The organism is Desulfotomaculum defluvii (assembly GCF_054657375.1).
Genome location: NZ_BAAHYV010000006.1, coordinates 241,190 through 261,209, shown reverse-complemented (window position 1 = coordinate 261,209; position 20,020 = coordinate 241,190). Strand labels below are relative to the sequence as shown.

Below are 20,020 nucleotides of genomic sequence, written 5' to 3'. Positions count from 1 at the left end.
TTTATACCTTGAGAAATCTTCTAAGTGAAAACCAACTACCTAGTGCACCAATCAGTACACCCAGGCCAATCATACTTCCGAGGATGTTTAACAGTGTCTTTTGATCATTCATTAGTTGAATAAAGGGTAGAGATACCTGAAGTTTCTTAATTAACGATAGGTATCCCAGATCCACCACTAATACGGCTAACAAACCCCCGATTAGTCCCAGTACAATCCCCTCCATTACAAAGGGGAAACGCACAAACCAGTTGGTAGCTCCTAGGGTTTTCATGATGCCAATCTCCCGACGTCGGGCATAAACCGACATACGAATGGTGGTGGCTATGAGAAATCCCGCTGCCAGGGTCAAGAGTGTCAGGGTCACAACACTGGCCAAGCGAACCCAACGGGTAATGGTGAGCAGTTTTTCTACCACACCTTGACCGTAACGAACCTGTTCCACACCTTCAACTTTTTCCAATGCCTTGGCAACCACTGGCACGGCATTTGCTTCTTTAGTTTTTATACGAAAGGAATCGGGCAGGGGGTTGCTCTCTTCCATAGATTCCAGAAGTTCGGCCCGGTCACCAAAGCTTTTTTTCATGTCTTGCAGGGCCTGTTCCTTAGGAATAAATTCTACTGCTTCGACCTTGGGGTCAGCTTTGATTTTCTCTTCAATGGTACCCCGCTCAGCCTTTCCCACCTTTTCTTCTAGAAAGGCTGTAATTTCAACACTACTTTCAACGGAATTGGTAAGTTTCTCGCCGTTAACTACCAGCAGCAAAGATGCTCCCAGAATTATTAGGGAAACGGTCACAATGCCAATGGAGGAAAGGGAAAGCCAACTGTTTCTTACCAGAGCATGAAAGGTTTCTTTGAAAAAATACTTTATAGTGCTAAGGTTCACAGCGGTACACCCCGCTCTCTTCATCCCGTACCAGACAGCCGTTGGTCAGGGCAATAACCCGCTTTTTCATGGTATTCACAATATCTGAATCGTGGGTGGCCATGAGGATAGTGGTTCCCCTGCGATTAATGTCTTGAAATAGTTTCATAATCTCCCAAGAGGTGTCGGGATCCAGGTTACCCGTGGGTTCATCGGCAATAATCATCAGGGGTTCATTGACAATGGCCCTGGCAATGGCCACCCGCTGTTGTTCACCGCCGGACATTTGGCTGGGCAAAAGTTTTCCTTTATCCTTTAATCCCACCTGCTCTAATACTTGAGGAACAACCCGCTTAATTTCCCTGCCGGAGGTACCGGTAATTTCTAAGGCAAAGGCAATGTTTTCAGCTGCAGTTTTTTGGTGTAATAAGCGAAAATCTTGAAAGACCATGCCTATTTTGCGCCGCATATAGGGAACTTCACGCCCCTTCATGCGTACGGTATTTTTGCCGTTAAACATCACGTGCCCCCGGCTGGGCAGTTCTTCCCGAAAGATAAGCTTAATGAGGGTGGACTTACCAGCGCCACTGGGTCCAACTAAAAAGACGAATTCACCCTTTTTTATATGAAACGTTAAATCCGATATGGCTTTGACACCGTTATCGTAAACCTTTGAAACATTGTAAAACTGTATCATTCTGACACCCTTCCAAAGTACAAGATATAGGTACCAACTATCGTGGTTCGACAAACAAAAAGCAAATTCCTTTAAAATTTGTCAAATTTTTGTGGGGTGTAGTTTAGTTTTCTGTATAAAAAAGAGTGCCCGGGGTTGGGGCACTCACTTTGGGGTCAAGCCTTCAGCTCTTTTTGCATGTTTATTAGGAGGTAGCGCGACTCCAATACAAATATGCAGCTACAACATAACGGAACGACACGGGGGTCATTCCCTACATTATCTAAAGGGTTAATATTGCTATTCTACCGCTTCTTCTTCGCAATTGCTTTCTTGGCTTCGGCTACTATATTGGCGGCTGTTAGGCCGAAATGAATTAGGAGTTCCTCTGGTTTGCCGGATTCACCGAAGGTGTCCCGGACACCTACTCTTTGCATGGGAACGGGGTAATGTTCCGCCAGGGTTTCGGCCACGGCACTGCCTAGGCCACCAATTATGGAATGTTCTTCGGCGGTAACTACTGCACCGCACTGGCGGGCTGCTTCCACCACTGCGAAAATATCCAGAGGTTTAATGGTGTGAATGTCTACCACCATGGCATTGACGTCTTGTTCAGCTAGCTTTTCAGCGGCTTCCAGGGCGGCCTGAACCATAATACCCGTTGCCATGATGGCTACATCAGTACCTTCCTTTAGGGTAACTGCCTCCCCTGGCATAAATTTAAAATCTTCACCGTGGATAACTGGTACTCCGGAGCGACCTAAACGAATATAAACGGGGCCTTTAATTTCCGCAGCAGCTCGTATAGCAGCAGCTGTTTCAACGGCGTCAGCCGGTACAAACACAGTCATACCCGGTAGTGCCCTCATAATGGCAATATCTTCGATGGACTGGTGAGAACCTCCATCCTCTCCCACCGTAACACCTGCGTGGGTGGCAGCTATTTTAACGTTTAATTTGGGGTAGCAAATGCTGTTACGGATTTGCTCAAAGGCCCTGCCAGTGGCGAACATGGCAAAGGTACTGGCAAAGGGAATTTTGCCCACCGCAGCCAAGCCAGCCGCTGTGGCCATCATATTGGCTTCGGCAATGCCCATATTAAAGAAGCGATCGGGGTAATTTTTCATAAAATCATGGGTTTTTGTAGATTTGGAAAGGTCAGCATCCAAAACCACAACATTATTATTTTCAGCTCCCAGGCGAACCAGTTCCTGCCCGTAGGCATCCCGGGTGGCAATTTTCTTTGTCATTAGGAAACCCTCCTTGCTTATACTGTAGTGCTTTGGGGTTAAGCCTTGCTACGCTAGCTCTTGCAGTGCTTGCTCCACTTGCTCGGGCTTGGGGGCGTTGCCGTGCCAGCCTACTTGGTTTTCCATGAAGGATACTCCTTTACCCTTAATGGTTTTGGCAATAATCATGGTCGGTTTGCCTTTGGTTGCTTTGGCTTCTGCGATGGCCTTGAGGATTTGTGTCAGGTCGTGGCCGTTGATTTCTATAACATGCCAACCAAAGGACTGCCATTTTTGGTTTAGGGGTGCTACATCCATGACAACATCTACTGGTCCGTCGATTTGCAGGTTGTTGTAGTCTAGGAAAGCCGTAAGATTATCTAGTTTAAAATGTCCCGCTGCCATGGCTGCTTCCCAGATTTGACCTTCCTGTACTTCGCCGTCTCCTAGCAATGCATAAACTCGTTGTTGGCCACCATCCAACCGCAGGCCCAGAGCCATACCAATGGAAGCAGAGAGTCCTTGTCCTAGGGAACCCGTTGACATCTCTACACCGGGGAGTTTTTTCATGTCTGGATGTCCCTGCAGGCGGCTGCCCAGTTTACGTAGTGTCTTAAGTTCTTCCTGGGGGAAGAAGCCCTTTTCTGCCAGCGCCGCATAGAGTACCGGAGCAGCATGTCCCTTGGATAAAACAAAGCGATCCCGCTCGGGCATATCTGGTTTCTCTGGATCTAGATTCATGGTGTCAAAATAAAGTACAGTTACTATGTCTGCTGCGGACAGCGATCCGCCGGGGTGTCCAGAACCAGCCTCACCCAGCATGGTTACTATGTGACGACGGATGGCCTTGGCCCTTTGCTGTAGATCTTGAATTTTTTCTTCCATCATTTTACCTCCCGTTTAGCTGTTAGCTGTTAGTCATTAGCTGTTAGCTATTAGTTATTGGCTCAAACGCTAAAAGCTAATAGCTAACGGCTAAAAGCTAACCCACCTTTGTTTTTATATAAATGCTTTGAGAAGCTATGACCCAGTTTTCTCTAAGTCCTTAAAGCCTTCCCCTAACACTTCATGTACGTTAGCCAGGATAATAAAGGCCCGGGGGTCTTGGGCTTTAACGATGTCCTTTAGTCTAGTCACTTCGGCTCTGCCCACTACGGATATTAGTACTTCTTGTTCCGTGCCGCTGTACATGCCCCTGGCTTTCCAGGCTGTGGCACTGCGATCCAACTCATTAATGATGGCCTGACTGATGGCGTCGGCCCGACGGGTAATAATGATAAAGGCTTTATCGGAACTAAAGCCCTCAATGACAAGGTCGATGATCCAAGCCGTGAGAAAGATTGTAATGAGTGCATACATGGCTAGTTCCGCTGAACGGAACACATAACCAGCCCATATTACCACTAGGCCATCGATGATAAATAGCAGTTGACCTATGTTGATGCCCATATAGGTCCTCAGAATGGCTGCCAGCAATTCGGTGCCACCAGTGGTTCCGTTAAATCGAAAGACCAGACCCAAACCGAGACCCATTAGGACCCCACCATAGAGGCAGGCCAATAATAAATCCTTGGTTAACAAGGGTATATAGGGTGCCAGTAAATCAATAAATACAGATAAAGCAACGGTACCATATATAGAATTAACAGTATACCTTGGACCCAGTCGAATTAGCGACCAAATGAATACCGGTACATTCATGATAAACATTACTAAACCAACGGGTAGGCTAAATAGATGATAGAGAATGGTAGCTACGCCACTGAAACCACCGGCAGCAATTTTTGCAGGTACTAAAAAGGCATCCAGTCCAATGGCGGTGAGAATAGCACCAATGGTAACGCCCAAGGTATCTTTAAATAGCCTTAATAGCATGGAGAGATCCTTTCAAGATAATACTTCGGCTTTATCATACCCGGAAATCTATTATTTAGCCGTCAGGGCTTTAGGGTATTTCTTATGGAAGCCGTTAGCTTTTTTTGCATGTAGGTATAACCTTATTACTTTTCTCCTCTTCCCTAGCAAATCCTTCCAACATAATAAATTTCTTGTCGAACAATAAGACTGCGCGCGACACCGGGGACGGTTCTTGCTGTCGCATTTTTAATTGTCCCACGTATTTTCAAACGTGCGATTACTTTCAATTATTTTTGCGACACCGAGAACCGTCCCCGGTGTCGCAAAAATAATCCCCTGACAAACTTATTTAGGAAAGTCTGTCAGGGGGATTTGTTGGCGATAGCTTTATTTTTTACGCTTAATGACATTTAGTACCTGTTTTTTACCTTGTTGAGTTAATCTTAACTCATTTAAAATAATGTTCAATTCACCTTGGTTTTTTTCAATACGAAAACCAGAAATAAGTCTCTCATTTTGCATTCTATTGATCAGATTTATAAAATCTTTCATGGTAAGGCTATCTTCTTTGCCATCCACATAATTTTGCACATTCACATTATTGCTTATATAGAGCTCGCTTAATATGGCATATTTGTATGCGGTTATGTTATCTATATCCAAGGATATTGCCATTTTATCACCTGCATTCGTTATTTGTCAGCACTGCCTGCTTTGCTTTTTAAATAGCCTGTTATAAAGGCACCAATATTGCCATCCATCACCGCTTGAACATTGCCGGTTTCTACACCGGTACGGTGATCCTTGGCCAGGCTGTATGGGTGGAAGACATAGGAACGAATTTGACTACCCCAGGCGATTTCCTTTTGTTCTCCCCGAAGGACTAGCATCTCTTCTTCCTTCTTCTGTAGTTCCAGGTCAATCAACTTCGCCTTTAACAGCTTCATGGCTGCTTGGCGATTGGTTGTTTGGGAGCGTTCATTTTGGCAGGCCACCACAATTCCTGTTGGCAAGTGAGTAATGCGCACCGCCGAGTCAGTCTTGTTTACATGTTGTCCACCAGCCCCACCGGAACGGTAGGTATCAATCCTTAGGTCCTCTGTCTTGATGTTGACTTCCACATCATCATCCACCACTGGCAGCACATCCACCGAAGCAAAGGATGTATGACGTCGTCCCGCTGCATCAAAGGGAGAAATCCGCACTAAACGGTGTACACCCTTTTCGCTGCGCAGGTAACCATAGGCATTGGGTCCGGAAACCTGAATGGTGGCACTTTTGATCCCTGCTTCGTCACCTGGTAGCAGGTCTAAAACCTCCACCCTATAGTTGTGGTTTTCACAGTAACGGGTATACATCCGCAGGAGCATCTGGGCCCAATCCTGGGATTCAGTGCCTCCGGCCCCAGGGTGGAGGGATAAAATTGCATCACCTCGATCGTAGGGGCCAGATAGCATAACCTCCAGTTCCATTTCCTCTAGGTGCTCGGTTAGGGAATTTAGCTCCTGACTAAATTCTTCTTCCAACAGGGGATCTTGCTCCTCCTGACATAACTCCAACATCACTTCTAAGTCCTGTAAAGAGGATTCTAAAGCCTTAAAGGCTCCTACCCGGTCCTTTAGGGCGGCCAGTTTCTGGCTGACCTTCTGGCTGTGATCCACATTGTCCCAGAAACCTGGTCGCATCATTCCGTTTTCTAGCTTGTTAATTTCCTCTTGTTGGCTGCCGATGTCAAAGGGAAACCCTCAAATCTTCGATACGCCGGCCCATTTCTTCTAGGCTGCGTCTTACTTCTGTATCTAGCAAACGGTATCCACCCTTTCTTGGGTCTTGCTTATCTTATGCGTTCTTGCCGCAGCATTTCTTATATTTTTTACCACTGCCACAGGGGCAATCATCATTTCGGCCAACCTGTGACTCCTTGCGAACAGGTTGGTTGCCTCCTTCTTCGTCATAACGGTTTTCAACTACCTGTCGCTGAGTTCTTTCTTGGGGAGTGGCAACGTTGACACGGAAAACATAGCGAACCACATCATCTTGAATATTGGCAATCATGTTATTGAACATATCAAAGGCTTCAAATTTGTATTCAATGACTGGGTTTTTGTTTCCATAAGCTCTTAGGCCAATACCTTCCCGTAGTTGATCCATGGCGTCTAGGTGATCCATCCATTTTTCGTCTACCAAACGAAGTAGCACAATGCGCTCGATCTCCCTAAGAGTTGCTGTTCCCAGTTCCTCTTCTCTCTTTTGATAGTATTCTATAGTTTTTTCTAGGAGTTCCTCCTTGATGCCCTGGCGCCCTGTTTCTTCGTAATCTGCTACATCCAAGCTATGGTTTGGCAGGTACATGTTCTCAGCATACTCAAAGAGGCCTGCCAGATCCCATTCTTCCTGATGCACCCCTTCGGGGCAGTACATATCAATGGATCTTTGCACTACTGCTTCAATGGTATCTTGAATATGCTCAGCTAGGTTTTCACCAACCAATACTTTGCGTCTTTGAGCATAAATAACTTCCCTTTGTTGGTTCATAACATCATCATATTCCAAAACGTGTTTCCTAATACTAAAGTTACGGTTTTCCACCCGTTTCTGAGCTGTTTCAATAGACTTGGTGATGAGGGTATTTTCAATGGGTACATCCTCTTCCATACCCAGACGTTCCATTAAGCCGGCAATGTTATCTGAACCAAAGAGGCGCATGAGGTCATCTTCCAAGGCGATATAAAATTGGCTGGAACCAGGGTCACCTTGACGACCTGCACGACCCCGCAGCTGGTTATCAATCCGGCGGCTTTCATGTCGCTCGGTACCAATAATGTGTAACCCACCCGCTTCAACTACTTTGGTCCGTTCTGCTTCACACTGAACTTTGTATTTCTCTAGTAGTTGTTGAAATTCTGCTGTCGCCTCGTCCCCCTCAATGCCTTTTTTGCGTAATTCATTGCGGGCAAATATTTCAGGGTTGCCGCCCAGCAAAATATCAGTACCACGGCCAGCCATGTTGGTGGCAATGGTTACCGCCTTAAAACGTCCGGCCTGAGCAATGATCTCAGCTTCTTTATCGTGGAATTTGGCATTTAATACCTGGTGAGGTACGCCTCTCCTTTTTAACAAGCTGCTTAACAGCTCGGACTTAGCGATGGAGATGGTGCCCACCAAGACAGGTTGACCAGCGGCATGGCGGTTTACTACATCCTCCACCACAGCCCGGAATTTAGCCGTCTCGGTTTTATAAACCAGGTCTGCCAGGTCCTTACGGATGGTAGGTTTGTTGGTGGGGATAACCACCACATCTAAGCCGTAAATTTTACGGAATTCTTCTTCTTCAGTCAAAGCAGTACCAGTCATACCGGCCAGCTTTTTATACATCCGGAAATAGTTCTGGAAGGTGATGGTAGCTAAGGTTTGGGACTCTTTCTCGATCTTCACACCTTCCTTGGCTTCAATGGCCTGATGTAAACCATCGCTATAACGACGACCAAACATAAGGCGACCGGTAAATTCGTCGACGATGACCACTTCACCATCTCTAACTACATATTCTCTATCCCGGTGCATTAAGCCATGGGCTTTTAGAGACTGGTTTAGATGGTGGTTGATTTCCATATTGGCTTCATCATATAGGTTTTCAAGGCCCAGCAGTTTTTCTACTTTGCCAACCCCTTCATCGGTTAACAGTACGTTGTGGGCCTTCTCATCCACTGTGTAATCAGTATCCTTCACTAACTTGGGTACAACCTTAGCCATGGTATAGTAGAGATGAGTTGGCTTGTCGGCAACCCCGGAAATAATCAAGGGTGTCCTGGCCTCATCGATTAAAATACTATCTACCTCGTCCACAATGGCATAATTCAATTCTCTTTGTACCAACTGTTCCGGGTGGAGAGACATATTGTCCCGCAGATAGTCGAAACCAAATTCGTTGTTGGTTCCATAGGTAATATCTGCGCCATAGGCTTTGCGACGTTCTGCTGGATCTATGCCGTGTACAATTAAGCCTGTGGATAAACCCAGGAAACGATAGAGTTTACCCATCCACTCGCTGTCACGGGTGGCCAAATAATCGTTAACGGTAATGACATGAACGCCTTTACCAGTCAGTGCATTGAGATAGACCGGCAGTGTGGCTACCAAGGTTTTACCTTCACCAGTTCTCATTTCAGCAATGCGGCCTTGGTGCAAGACCATGCCACCGATTAGCTGTACGTCATAGTGTCGCATACCCAACACCCGTTTGGATGCTTCACGACATACGGCAAAGGCTTCGGGCAAAATATCGTCTAATGTTTTACCATTTTCTAATAGCTGTTTATACTCTGTAGTTTTGCCCCGCAATTCTTCGTCAGTCAGTTTGGCTATTTGCTCTTCTAGGCCATTAATCTCATCAACTACACGTTGAAGTTTTTTTATCTCTCTAGCATTATCGTCAAACAGGTTTTTAATAAAGTTTAACACGGTTGCCCACCTTTCAGGTTTTACCTTTGGTACTTTGTAAAATGGCTTCAAATTGAAAGGAACCCTTTGGTTCCTTAATAAAACTTAGTTTCCGCCAAGTCTATGGAGTGTCCGGAAGTACAGAAATATGGCAAATTTATTCTACCATTACAAGCTAGGGCAAAGCAAGAAATCGATATTCTAGTAGTGAATTCTTCTTAGTACCTTTTTTTCCTGCTGCTTTCTCGGCAATTAGCTTTGGTAATGTTAGGTCTTTTTCCCTAAAAATTCAGAAGGCACACCATTTGGTGTGCCCCTTTTTGTGCTTAGAATTCTGGCTCGATTAAGCCGTATTTGCCGTCTTTCCTTTTATAAATAACATTTGTTTGGTCGGTTTCAGCATTGGAAAATACAAAGAAGTCATGGCCCAGTAGGTTCATCTGCATAATGGCTTCATCCAGAGCCATGGGCTTTATGGCAAAGCGCTTTGTTTTGATGATCTCAGGTGTTTCATCTTCTAGTGGTTCTTCCACGGGAATCCGTCCGCCTAAATCAGCTATGCCCCGGTTTGCACGACGGTTAATTTTACCTTTGTAACGCTCAATCTGGCGTTCCATTTTTTCTACGACTAAATCCACAGAGGAATACATTTCTTCGGTGGATTCTTCACCCCGTAAAAGCATACCATTTACGGGTATAGTAACCTCAATCTTATGTGAATCCCCTTCCACTACCAGTGTTGCTATGGCTTCCCCCATATTGTCTAAAAATCGATCTAATTTACCTAGACGTTTTTCCACATATTCCCTTAGGGCGGGGGTCACTTGAATGTTCTTACCGCGAACTTGAACTTTCACAAGCACCACTCCTTTCGCAGTTATGGAAGTATCTACCTTGTAGATAGTATTCCCGAATTCCACTTAAAATCCTGCAATTTTATAAATTTTTTTTGCACTAAACCCCATTACCCTCGATCATAAACAACTGATGAATCTGGCCATGGGCACAAGGCCTCTAATTAAAAAACCCCCGGTTTCTTAACCAGGGGTAGAAGTTTCAATCTTATGTTAACGCTTGCAAACGTTAGCAGCCTGTGGACCGCGGGCGCCTTCAACGATGTCGAATTCAACCTCTTGACCTTCAGCTAAACTTTTGAAACCTTCTTCTTGGATTGCGGAAAAGTGAACGAATACGTCGCCACCTTCTTCTCTTTCAATGAAGCCATAACCTTTTTCCGCATTGAACCATTTTACTTTGCCGAGCATTTACATTCCTCGCTTTCAAAATACTTTCAGGAGTCAAAATTAGACTCACGCGTATACATAATACCATTTTCACAAATGTCTGTCAACCCATGGCGTATTTTCCTTATTATACCATATTGTCGAAAAATTATTGTTGATAACAGGCTTTCCTGTGGATAATGTGGATAAGGCTGTTAATAACCCATCAAATCAGAGGTTTTTCTGTGGACAGCAGCTAACAGGCCTGTTACTTTTTGTCAAAACCTGAAAATCATTGGCATAAGAATTGTAGAAGTTTTATATTTTACAGTATTTTCCATAAATATTTCACATGGAAGGTTTTTGGTTAAATTGTCGCGACCCGTGTCAAATGGTAATTATTGTAAATACAGTGAAGAAAATATTTTATCCTTAACCGATTACTACTAGCCAAATTGCCCGGACCTTCGACTCACGGGGACGGTTCTTTTGAGTCTTGGCTAGGTCTGAGTCGGTCTTGAGACTCAAGAGAACCGTCCCTGTGAGTCGTGCTGACTTCCGTTGGCTAGGGTGATTACATAAAGCTTCCCGGCCCCTTGGCTGTGCAGGGTCTGGGTCACAGCGGCTACCGTCGAGCCAGTGGTGAAGACATCATCTACTATAAGAAGATTTTTATCTTTTATTTGGAGGGGTTCCTGAACCCTGAATGCACCCTTTAAATTTTCCTGACGTTGGGTTTTATTGAGTCCTGTTTGGGGCAGTGTTTCCACTGGTTTTGTTAGGGCACTCAGTAATAGGGGCTTTTGTAACCCCTGGGCCACTTCCTGGGCCAGTAGTGCTGCTTGATTAAACCCCCGCTGCCTCATTCGCCTGCGAGACATTGGCACTGGTATTACTGCATCAATTTTTTGCATTTCCGGTTGCTGAAGAACCACAGCCAATAGAAGTTGCCCCAGCATCGGCACCAGGGTTTTTCTCCCCTTATATTTTAAGCTATGAATAGCCTCCCTGAGACTCCCCTCGTAGGGTCCCACTGCCCGAGCCAGCACAAAGGGTGGTCTGTTTTGTTGGCATTCTAAACATTGAGCTTGGGACCATAAACTAGGTCTGCCGCATATTCTGCATTTCGGAATGCTGGCCCAACTGGCTAACCACCGCTCACAGTCGGGGCAAAGGGAGTGATTACCCTTTGCTCCACAGAGTTTGCAACCCGGTGGTTCGGGAAAGATTAAATTCAGCAAGGCCTCCCAAAAGGAACCCATGGGGCATCACCTTCGTCAGGAATTTTCGACTTATTTCTTCGTTTGCAAGCTGTTATCCTTCTAAAATACGTTTACTGAAAGAACAAACATTGCGGAAAATACAACATGTTACTGTCGGCCTTGGGCCATGGGCTAAAAATCAAGGCAGATGGCCCATGACTCAGGTCAGTTTAATTAAGCAAAGTGCCAGGAACTTCATCATCTTAGTAAGGTAAAGCACTAAAGCGCCTGGCACTTTAGTGCTTTAAAATAGTATCTGTCAGTGACATGTATAGAAAGCCCCCCCGTCAGCTTCGCTAATGCAGTGCGGAACGCCACAGGGGGCGTTCCCTACAATCTGGAAATCTGCTTACGTTAAATATATAAATTTAACTTTCTCGATACGTTTAGTTAATTTCAGGCGAGCTAACAGCTAAAGGCTAAGGACTAATGGCTAAATGGGGGCGGGATACACCCGCCCCCATTTCGTTAGATCAGGTTTATTTCACTGACGTCACGGCTGACGATTCTGGCACCGGCTATACCAACTAGGCTGCCACCAGTGCTGCTAAAAATATCCTTGGCAACAATTTGTTCCATAGCGGTTTTTACCTCTACTTCAGTTAAGGTTTCTTTGGGATCTGCAACCCTGAGGGTTACTTTTCCACCGGTAGCATTGACAAAGATTAGTTCCAATGTTCTACTCATGGTTTAATCCTCCTTATTGGTTGATTAATTCAGCATCATCCACCCGGTAAACTGCTAACATAGGACTATTCTGGAGACTGTTTAGTGCCAATGCCACATCATAAATATCCTGGTCCGTGGCTGTGACTTTGATTTTGGAGAAGGTACGATTAACAAAAACAGGGTCACCATTGCTATTTACACCTTGTTGGTAACGCATTTGCATACTGCAAGTGAAGGGCTCCTTGATAACAGCCATTGTGTTCCTCCTTTATATTGGGGCCGGCCCCATTTGTTTTAGCGCTTGATTGTATTCTAATGGTTTTGTTTTAAAAGTAAAAAAATCTATTTAACCAAAGTTGACTTTAAAAAGGCTGCGATTACGAGCAATCTAACGCTATAAGGGATAAAAAAACACCGACTCTCGGCAAGTCGGTGTTCCACTTCGTTATACTATGGTATTTGTGGTGATTTTGGTTTTTATTTGCTTTACAATTTGACGGTAGGCAATGGAACGGTCCCGTCCTAACTCCTTGGCTCGGGCCACGGCTTTTTCTGCTCCCAGAAAAAGCTTATCTGGGTCTGTGGTGTCTTGGGGGCAAGTGGCCACCCCGATGGATACCGTCACCAGCACTGGTGTTTTGGCTTCCTCGGACACCAACCGACGATCCCTGACCTCTACCCGAATCTTTTCTGCCAGTTTCAGTGCAGCCGGTGTATCTAACCCTGGTGCCCAAACTGCCAATTCTCCTCCCCCATAGCGAGTAAGGAAATCTGTGGGTGGGGTAATATCCCGCAGGACAGAGGCCACCATCTGAATAACTCCATCCCCTGCGGCATGGCCATAGCGTGAATTCATGCTGCGGAGATTATCTATATCCACCAGCAACAGCGATGCCCCAGCCCCTTCAGCGTTGACCTTTAACATCTCCTTGACCACTAGCTGGTAAAACTGCCGATGATGAAGAAAGTTGGTTAGGCGATCAGTGGCCAGTAGATGTTGGATCTTGTCCGCCAGTATATCATTGGTCAGTACCATTGCCGCCTGTCCCCCAATAATACTGAGCATTTGCATGTGTTTATTTTCATAGGCATAGGGGTGTAAATCCCCTAACATCAAAACCCCAGTTACCTCCCCCTGGGCCATCAGGGGGACTGCCAGTACCGAACGACATTCGTGGAATGGCCCAGCATCTTTAGGATTACTCATTTCCCTGACATCATCAATGACAATGGGTTCTTTGCTTTGCACCGCCTGTCCTACTAAGCCTTCGGTTGGGGTGAAAACAATGTTACACATTTCTTGTCGGCGGGCTCCCTGGGCTGCTCCAGGTAAAAATAATTGACGCTCCTGGGACCAAAATAGGATGATGGCTGTATGAAAACTAGCAATACACCGGCATTCCTGCAAAATCTGATCAAGGAAAGTGGCTGGTTGATTACTGTCCCGCAGCTTTTTAGCCACCTGAAAAAGGACTGTTAGGTCACGGTTAGATAATTCCAGCTGTACATATTTTTTTAACAGGCTTTGGGCAGCCAATACTGGGAGAAAAAAAAGCAACATCCAAAGGATACCGGATACTCCATAAAGCTTGGCCATTAAAGCACCGTAGGGTGCGGTAAAAATATAAGTATAACTATCCCAACGCAGGGCTTCCCAACCAAAAAGGTTAGGGTGATCCCGGCGTCCAGGCAGCAGATAAAGATATACCAGCAGGTGGTTAACCACAAAATAAACCAGTGTAAAAAGGATAATAGGCAAAGCTTCGCCAGTTATCAACCGGAAAGCAAAGTCGGCAACGGCCACTGCTAAAACCTGTTGGGCCGCGTTAAACAGGGTGGTTCGTAAGGGATTGCCCCGATTGGCAATGCCTAGGCCAATGACCGAAATGAGCCCAATAACCCAAGCCGCCGCAGTGCCACCGCCAATAAGCTGGGTGGCTAAGACAATAACATAACTGCCTGAAAGGTAGCCCTGAGAAAAGGGTACCGCCAGCCATTCAGCCAGAATGCCCAGTACAATTAAAGTAGCCAGTGTCCCTATTTGGTCAAAGTTAAGCTGCGGAAAAACCTTCCACAGCCAGCCAGCACCTAGAAATATGATTGTCCATGTATAAAGTAGTCCAAGACTTCCCTGTCTAGAGATAGGGATCACCCCCTTGCTTTGGTAAGCATTATTCGACAGGAAATGGTAATTTACCTCCAGCCCTGGCAGAAAAATACACGAAAAACCTTTTCGGCTAGTAAACCTTGGGGGAGCATCCTCAGATCCACCAACCAAACCAAGGCATTATGGCAGTGCAGTAGACCTGTTTGCAGGGCCTCGTCGTGTTCACCATCCCTGGGTCCCTTGGCCAGGGTTAGCAAGCGGTAGGAATACTTTTGCTGCAGGTAGCGTAATATTTTGCCAGTATCGTCTGTGGAGCCATCATCCACCACAACTATTTCTAGTTCCACCCACTGTCTTTTGCGCCAGTCCTCCATTCTTCGTATCAGATACTCTAGGTCGAGGGCCCGATCACGAATAACCACCAGCATACTCACCGGTGGACCTGGCTCTGAGCGAAAGAACCTTAGCAAGTCCTGCACCAAATAATAGACCCCATAGCAAGCTAACAATAAAATGATTGTGGATCCAATGACTGACCACATAAAAACACCCCCTGTGTCCATAGAGTATGTCTGGACCAGTTCAGGGGGTGCTGAAAATTTTTGTTAATTTAGTAGAATAACAATGACCAATACTAATAGGTGAAATATTTGATCATTCATGATTCTTAACCATAGGATATCTGGCGATTTGTTAATATTAGTAATCCACCAATTTGTGAAAGTCCTTTTGTCTAAAATCAGGTGGGAGAAAAATATAATTGCCACACCGGTTGGTTTTATTCCTCCAACTGGCAGGGAGCAAACAAAAACTGCCCCAGAATAAACTAGACTATGAATTATTAAGGGGAATATTTTTGTTGCTTTATGCTCTGCCATCCAGCGGGTTTGTAATAGATAGTCTCCGACTAAGTGCCCTATCAGCAACCACTCGAATAGGTTCATATAGTTACTCCTTCTTCATTTCACTCAAAAAGACTTCCGCTAGTACTGGGTCAAATTGACTCCCTGCACAGCGCTTTATTTCTTGTAAAGCTATGTCCATGGCCAATCCCTTGCGATAGGGGCGGTCAGTAGTCATGGCATCGAAGGTATCTGCAATGGCCATAATCCTTGCCTGCAGGGGTATTTCCTCCCCCTTGATACCCTGGGGGTATCCTTTTCCATCATAGCGTTCATGGTGGCAGGCTGCTCCTAGGGCTATTTCCTTTACTAGATGAGCCGGCTCTATCCGTTGCAGTATTTCCTGCCCGATGTTAGTATGTTTTTTCATGATTACAAATTCATCGTTATCAAGGGGGGCCTCTTTGAGCAGGATATTATCCCGAATGCCTATTTTGCCAATATCATGCAGGAATGCCGCTCTTTCTAAAACCTCAATTTCTTTTTCTGAAAGACCTATTGCCTTGCCAATTTTTAAGCTATATTGACTGACTCTTTCGGAATGGCCTCTGGTATAGGGATCTCTGGCATCAATGGCCGAAGCCAAGGTTGACAGAAAACTCTTAAACATGGTCTTTAAATCTGTATAAAGGCGACTGTTTTCAACGGCGATACCGATAACACCGGCTAGGGCTTCGCATAAATTTAAATCATCTTCATTAAATAACTCCCCATCTAGCTTATTAACTAGTTGAAGACAGCCAATACAGGTATTATGGGTTAGAAGTGGAACACAAAGTAAGGAACGAGTAATAAAACCTGTGGACTGATCGAAACGCTGGGCCCAGCGAGGATCATTAAGAACATCTGAGACCAATTGTGATTTGCCCTGGGCAGTCACCCAACCAGCTACCCCTACACCAATTTTTAGTTTAAGGCCCTTCAAACCATCTGCCTTGGGACCCCTAGCTAAAACTGGTTCAATAAATTCATTGGACTGATTATCACTTAACCACAGAGTTCCTGCTTCTGCCTTAGCCACTCCCATTGCTTGAGTAAGGGCTAGATCCAATACTTCTTCCAGGTTTAAAGAAGCCTGAAGTGATTTGGCAATTTCCCAGAGGGCCTCTAAATGTTGTTGTCTAGTTTTATCTGTAGTCTCATTCACTTCTTATCCTTCTTTCTTAACTAGCTTTCAGAATTGTTAATATTTTAACTGAAATAACAAGGAAAATGAACCAATACACTAGAATATTTTGTAAAATTTTATTGTTTCGGATAGAAAGGATGTTTTACGTGCACGTCAATAAAAAAAGAACCCTCGGCAGTTTTAATCGCAAGCTGCTCATCCCGTTAATTTTATTTGTTTTAATTCAACTTATCGTGTCCTTTGGTGTCTTCAGTCGCCCAGAAATGAATATCTATGATGCTTGGTTTCGCTTAAAGGGTCAGCATATTCCTGGGGATCAAGTGGTCGTTGTGGCCATTGATGAGGCTTCAATTAATAAAATAGGACCTCTGGCCTGGCCCCGTTCGGTGCACGCCAAACTACTAGAAAAATTACAGGAGGCTAAGGTTGTTGGCTTCGATATGGTCTTTGACTCACCAAGTAATGCTGCCGAAGACCAGGCCTTTGCAGCAGCCATCAATAGGCACGGTAAGGTAGTTATGGCTGGTTCCTTTGCCTATAAAAAGGATGAACACGGCAATGTTGAGCAAAGACTTTTATTACCCCACCAAGATTTTATGTCTGCTGGTTTAGCTGGACTCGGGTTTGCTAATACCCCCACTGATCCAGATCAGGTGATCCGTAGAGTAACACTGGTGGATGTAAACACCTTTGATATTCCCTTTCCGTCCTTTGGCCTGGCCGTGGCCCTAGTTGCCCAGGGTATTGATCCCCGGGATATCAAACTTGCCAATGATCAGCTCAAGGTTGGCAAAAATACCATACCCATAGATGATTCTAACCTAGCCCTGTTGAATTTTTGGGGCCCTCGAGGGGCCTTTACCACTATTAGCTACGCTGATGTATTGGAGGGGAAAGTACCAGCTACCTTTTTTAAGGATAAGTTCGTCTTGGTCGGCGATACCACCGCTATGGGGCATGATGAATGGCCCACACCCTTTACCACAACCAACATGGTGTTAAGTGGTTCTTTACCCACACCGGGTGTAGAGATCCATGCATCCACTGTAAATAGCTTTATTACGGGCAGTTGGTTTCGGCAAATTCCTCAGTTCGTAAATATTATTTTTGTTCTGCTAGCGGGTTTAACCACCTCTTTCCTAGTTTCCGGCCGTGGGCCCTGGAAAGGCTTGTTAGGTACGTTATTTTTAGTGGCTGTAGCGGTGGCCGTTGTCTTTTTGTCCTGGCAGGCCCATTGGTGGGTAAACCTGGCTGCTCCGATTGTAATAATCTTTTTAACCTACGCTGTAACCACGGCCACAGATTTTGTGCAGGCTGAAATGGCCCGCAGAAAAACAAAGGCAATGTTTAGCCGATATCTATCTCCTGACGTGGTCAATGAGCTCATGCAAAGCCCAGATCAGGTATCCCTGGGAGGTAAACGGCAGGAGCTCACAATTATGTTTTGCGACATTCGCGGTTTTACAGCCTATAGCGAAGGTAAGGCTCCGGAAGAAGTGGTAAGCCGCTTAAATGAATATCTTACTGCCATTACCCATATCATTTTTCGCCATGGGGGTATGTTGGATAAGTATCTGGGAGACGGTTTGATGGCCATCTTTGGGGCCCCGGTCTTTTATGAGGATCATATTGAGCGGGCCATTCGGGCTTCTGTGGAAATCCAAGCAGCCATTAGCAAGCTCAATGAAAAGTGGGCTGCCCAGGGTGCCCAGGCATTAAACGTCGGGGTAGGTATTAATTCTGGCAGCGTGTTGGTGGGCAACGTAGGTAGCCCGGAACGCATGGATTATACAGTGATTGGTGAGGATGTCAACCTAGCTTCTCGGGTGGAGGGTTTGACGAAGAACTTCGGCACATTGATAGTTATTAGCGAAAGGTCAGTGCAGAAACTTCCTGATACCTGTGAGCTTAAGTCAACACTTGAGTTCTTAGGTCATGCCGAAGTTAAAGGTTTTACCCATCCTATTGGTGTTTTCACAGTGGTCGATCAGTAAAATTAGTGGTTAGTAATAAAAAGAAGGTTTCCAGCTCAGCTGGAGACCTTCTTTTGTTTATTGTACTTGGTTATATAATCTATGAAGCATCACAATGGCCTGGGCCCTAGTGGCATTGGCCTGAGGCATGAAAGTCCCATTCGGAAAACCACCGATGAAGTTTAATTGGGCCGATTGGGAAATTCCAGACACTGCCCAAGGTGAAACTTTACTTTTATCTGTAAAGGTTAAGTCCTTAGCAGCAGGGGCAATTTTTCCCTTATACTCCATAGCCCGCACAAGCATTACAGCCATTTGTTCCCGGGTAATGTTCTCATTGGGGGCAATTTTATCGGTGGTTACGCCTTTAATTAGACCTGCTTGGTAGGCCGTGGCCAGTGAGGCATAGTACCAGTCTCCGGCCTTTACATCCGTGAAGTTTAGAGCTGCGCTGGACTCTGGCACAGCAAGGATACGGACCAGGAAGGCAGCAAATTGGGCCCTAGTGATGTTGGCTTCTGGGGCAAATCTACCGTCGCCTACCCCACCGGCAAAACCCTTTTCCGCCATAAATGTAATGTTCTCGTTAGCCCAGTGATTAGCAATATCATTAAAGGCTGATGTCTTAGCTATTGTCTTTGTCTTTACTTCCATAACAGCATATTTGCTGAAATGGTCGGTTTCAAAGGTAATGGTGCCGCTAACCGGATCATACTTGCCACCTACATCCTGCCATGATTTTGTCTGTTCATTATAGTAGCCGACGGTTATCTGCCCCTCGGCAGCTAAATCTCTGACACTTTGCGGCACAGGCAAGGTTACCTGAATTTTACCATTAAACTGTTTAATACTCTTTTGCTTACCATCTTCCAGAATTGCACTGGCAGAAAGTTCAAATACCTCACCGGCAATACTGAAAATTCCGCCACGGTTGGCTTGGGCGATGATTTCCTTTACATCATCTTTGTCCACTGGAGCAGCAGCAAACTGTACTTGATTAAGCTCTTCTAAGCGAAGTTCAGGAACCTTTAAGGCGTTGGAGGCTATAATCATAGTTATATTATTGACCTTTGTTTCCAGTGGCTTCCCAACTGACTGGATATCCTTAAATTGATCAAGGGATAAAGTTAAACGACCTTCCCCAGCAGGTGCCTGAACCGTTACTTTTCCCGTTTGGATAGCACGGTTAATGGCCTCCTTAACAGCTTTGTCACTGATGGTGGCTGAAGGCTGATTTTTTGTCTGAGCAGCAGGACCTCCGCCGCCCTCACCTCCACCACTAGCCGGTGGTTTTTCATCCGGTAGGTCTACGGTTAAATCTACTCTTTTATCTTCGCCGCTTTTCCAGGTAGTTGTTTGATCTGCAAATTTACCATTGACTTTAAAACTAACAACCTTGCTACTTGTGGTTCCAGGGGCATCTAACTTTATTCCTGAGTCAGAACCATACATACCATTCATAATCTCAATGGAACTACAAAATACTCCATCCACATAAGCTTCCACCGTACCGGACTGAACTGCACTCCCTCCGCTGGTTTTAACACTTCCCCAGTAGGTCGCCGGTAATGGAGGCGGGGAACCGGCTGCAAGAGCCGGTACCCCGCACTGGAGAAGCATGGCCACTAAAGCTATCAGACACATTGCCCTTTGCACATGCTTCATTTACTATTCCTCCTGTCAAA

19 protein-coding genes are annotated in these 20,020 nt (G+C 45.4%); 1 reads left to right on the top strand and 18 read right to left on the bottom strand.

The features are described 5' to 3' along the window. Position 1 precedes the first annotated feature (1 nt). From ftsX to ACYQ03_RS03820, 17 genes are all read right to left on the bottom strand, one after another. The gene (gene ftsX, locus ACYQ03_RS03900) at positions 2-889 is read right to left on the bottom strand and encodes a permease-like cell division protein FtsX (RefSeq protein ID WP_459907798.1); all 888 of its coding nucleotides are present in this window, start codon (positions 887-889) and stop codon (positions 2-4) included. Then, the gene (ftsE, locus tag ACYQ03_RS03895; protein ID WP_459907796.1) at positions 879-1,565 is read right to left on the bottom strand and encodes a cell division ATP-binding protein FtsE; all 687 of its coding nucleotides are present in this window, start codon (positions 1,563-1,565) and stop codon (positions 879-881) included. Before ftsE ends, ftsX begins: the two co-directional genes overlap by 11 nt. Before the next feature lie 284 nt (positions 1,566-1,849). Then, a complete protein-coding gene (locus tag ACYQ03_RS03890; RefSeq protein ID WP_459907794.1) occupies positions 1,850-2,794 on the bottom strand; it encodes a transketolase family protein in 945 nt (314 codons plus the stop codon). A 48-nt stretch (positions 2,795-2,842) separates the two neighbouring features. Next, positions 2,843-3,661, bottom strand: coding sequence for a transketolase (locus tag ACYQ03_RS03885; RefSeq protein ID WP_459907793.1), 819 nt, complete (start codon positions 3,659-3,661; stop codon positions 2,843-2,845). A 132-nt stretch (positions 3,662-3,793) separates the two neighbouring features. After that, positions 3,794-4,648, bottom strand: a complete 855-nt coding sequence (locus ACYQ03_RS03880; RefSeq protein ID WP_459907791.1) for a YitT family protein — start codon at positions 4,646-4,648, stop codon at positions 3,794-3,796. Between the two features lie 369 nt (positions 4,649-5,017). Next, positions 5,018-5,305 (bottom strand): YjcQ family protein, encoded by a 288-nt coding sequence (locus ACYQ03_RS03875; protein ID WP_459907790.1) that lies wholly within the window; start codon positions 5,303-5,305, stop codon positions 5,018-5,020. A gap of 17 nt (positions 5,306-5,322) precedes the next feature. Then, a protein-coding gene (gene prfB, locus ACYQ03_RS03870; protein WP_459908735.1) for a peptide chain release factor 2 occupies positions 5,323-6,400 on the bottom strand; the annotation gives its coding sequence in 2 pieces (ribosomal slippage) (positions 5,323-6,363 and positions 6,365-6,400; 1,077 coding nt in all). 69 nt (positions 6,401-6,469) lie between these two features. Continuing rightward, positions 6,470-9,091: a preprotein translocase subunit SecA gene (secA, locus tag ACYQ03_RS03865; protein WP_459907788.1), complete on the bottom strand. Its 2,622-nt coding sequence runs from the start codon at positions 9,089-9,091 to the stop codon at positions 6,470-6,472. A gap of 305 nt (positions 9,092-9,396) precedes the next feature. Further along, positions 9,397-9,927, bottom strand: coding sequence for a ribosome hibernation-promoting factor, HPF/YfiA family (gene hpf, locus ACYQ03_RS03860; protein WP_459907786.1), 531 nt, complete (start codon positions 9,925-9,927; stop codon positions 9,397-9,399). Between the two features lie 210 nt (positions 9,928-10,137). Beyond that, positions 10,138-10,335 (bottom strand): cold shock domain-containing protein, encoded by a 198-nt coding sequence (locus tag ACYQ03_RS03855; protein ID WP_459907785.1) that lies wholly within the window; start codon positions 10,333-10,335, stop codon positions 10,138-10,140. Between the two features lie 482 nt (positions 10,336-10,817). Then, positions 10,818-11,555 (bottom strand): phosphoribosyltransferase family protein, encoded by a 738-nt coding sequence (locus ACYQ03_RS03850; RefSeq protein WP_459907783.1) that lies wholly within the window; start codon positions 11,553-11,555, stop codon positions 10,818-10,820. A 468-nt stretch (positions 11,556-12,023) separates the two neighbouring features. Further along, positions 12,024-12,242, bottom strand: a complete 219-nt coding sequence (locus ACYQ03_RS03845) for a DUF2922 domain-containing protein (protein WP_459907782.1) — start codon at positions 12,240-12,242, stop codon at positions 12,024-12,026. Between the two features lie 13 nt (positions 12,243-12,255). Continuing rightward, positions 12,256-12,480: a DUF1659 domain-containing protein gene (locus ACYQ03_RS03840; protein WP_459907780.1), complete on the bottom strand. Its 225-nt coding sequence runs from the start codon at positions 12,478-12,480 to the stop codon at positions 12,256-12,258. A gap of 189 nt (positions 12,481-12,669) precedes the next feature. Next, a complete protein-coding gene (locus ACYQ03_RS03835; protein WP_459907779.1) occupies positions 12,670-14,376 on the bottom strand; it encodes a sensor domain-containing diguanylate cyclase in 1,707 nt (568 codons plus the stop codon). Between the two features lie 41 nt (positions 14,377-14,417). Next, positions 14,418-14,873, bottom strand: a complete 456-nt coding sequence (locus ACYQ03_RS03830) for a glycosyltransferase (RefSeq protein WP_459907777.1) — start codon at positions 14,871-14,873, stop codon at positions 14,418-14,420. A gap of 63 nt (positions 14,874-14,936) precedes the next feature. After that, positions 14,937-15,275, bottom strand: a complete 339-nt coding sequence (locus ACYQ03_RS03825) for a DUF3307 domain-containing protein (protein WP_459907775.1) — start codon at positions 15,273-15,275, stop codon at positions 14,937-14,939. 4 nt (positions 15,276-15,279) lie between these two features. Beyond that, positions 15,280-16,380 carry an HD domain-containing phosphohydrolase gene (locus ACYQ03_RS03820; RefSeq protein WP_459907773.1) on the bottom strand — a complete coding sequence of 367 codons (1,101 nt, stop codon included), beginning with the start codon at positions 16,378-16,380 and terminating at the stop codon, positions 15,280-15,282. 128 nt (positions 16,381-16,508) lie between these two features. On the opposite strand from ACYQ03_RS03820, the gene ACYQ03_RS03815 reads away from it, so the two are divergent. After that, positions 16,509-18,356, top strand: coding sequence for a CHASE2 domain-containing protein (locus tag ACYQ03_RS03815; protein ID WP_459907771.1), 1,848 nt, complete (start codon positions 16,509-16,511; stop codon positions 18,354-18,356). A gap of 57 nt (positions 18,357-18,413) precedes the next feature. Here ACYQ03_RS03815 and ACYQ03_RS03810 read toward each other — a convergent pair whose 3' ends face one another. Then, positions 18,414-20,000 carry an S-layer homology domain-containing protein gene (locus ACYQ03_RS03810; protein WP_459907770.1) on the bottom strand — a complete coding sequence of 529 codons (1,587 nt, stop codon included), beginning with the start codon at positions 19,998-20,000 and terminating at the stop codon, positions 18,414-18,416. Positions 20,001-20,020: the final 20 nt, after the last annotated feature.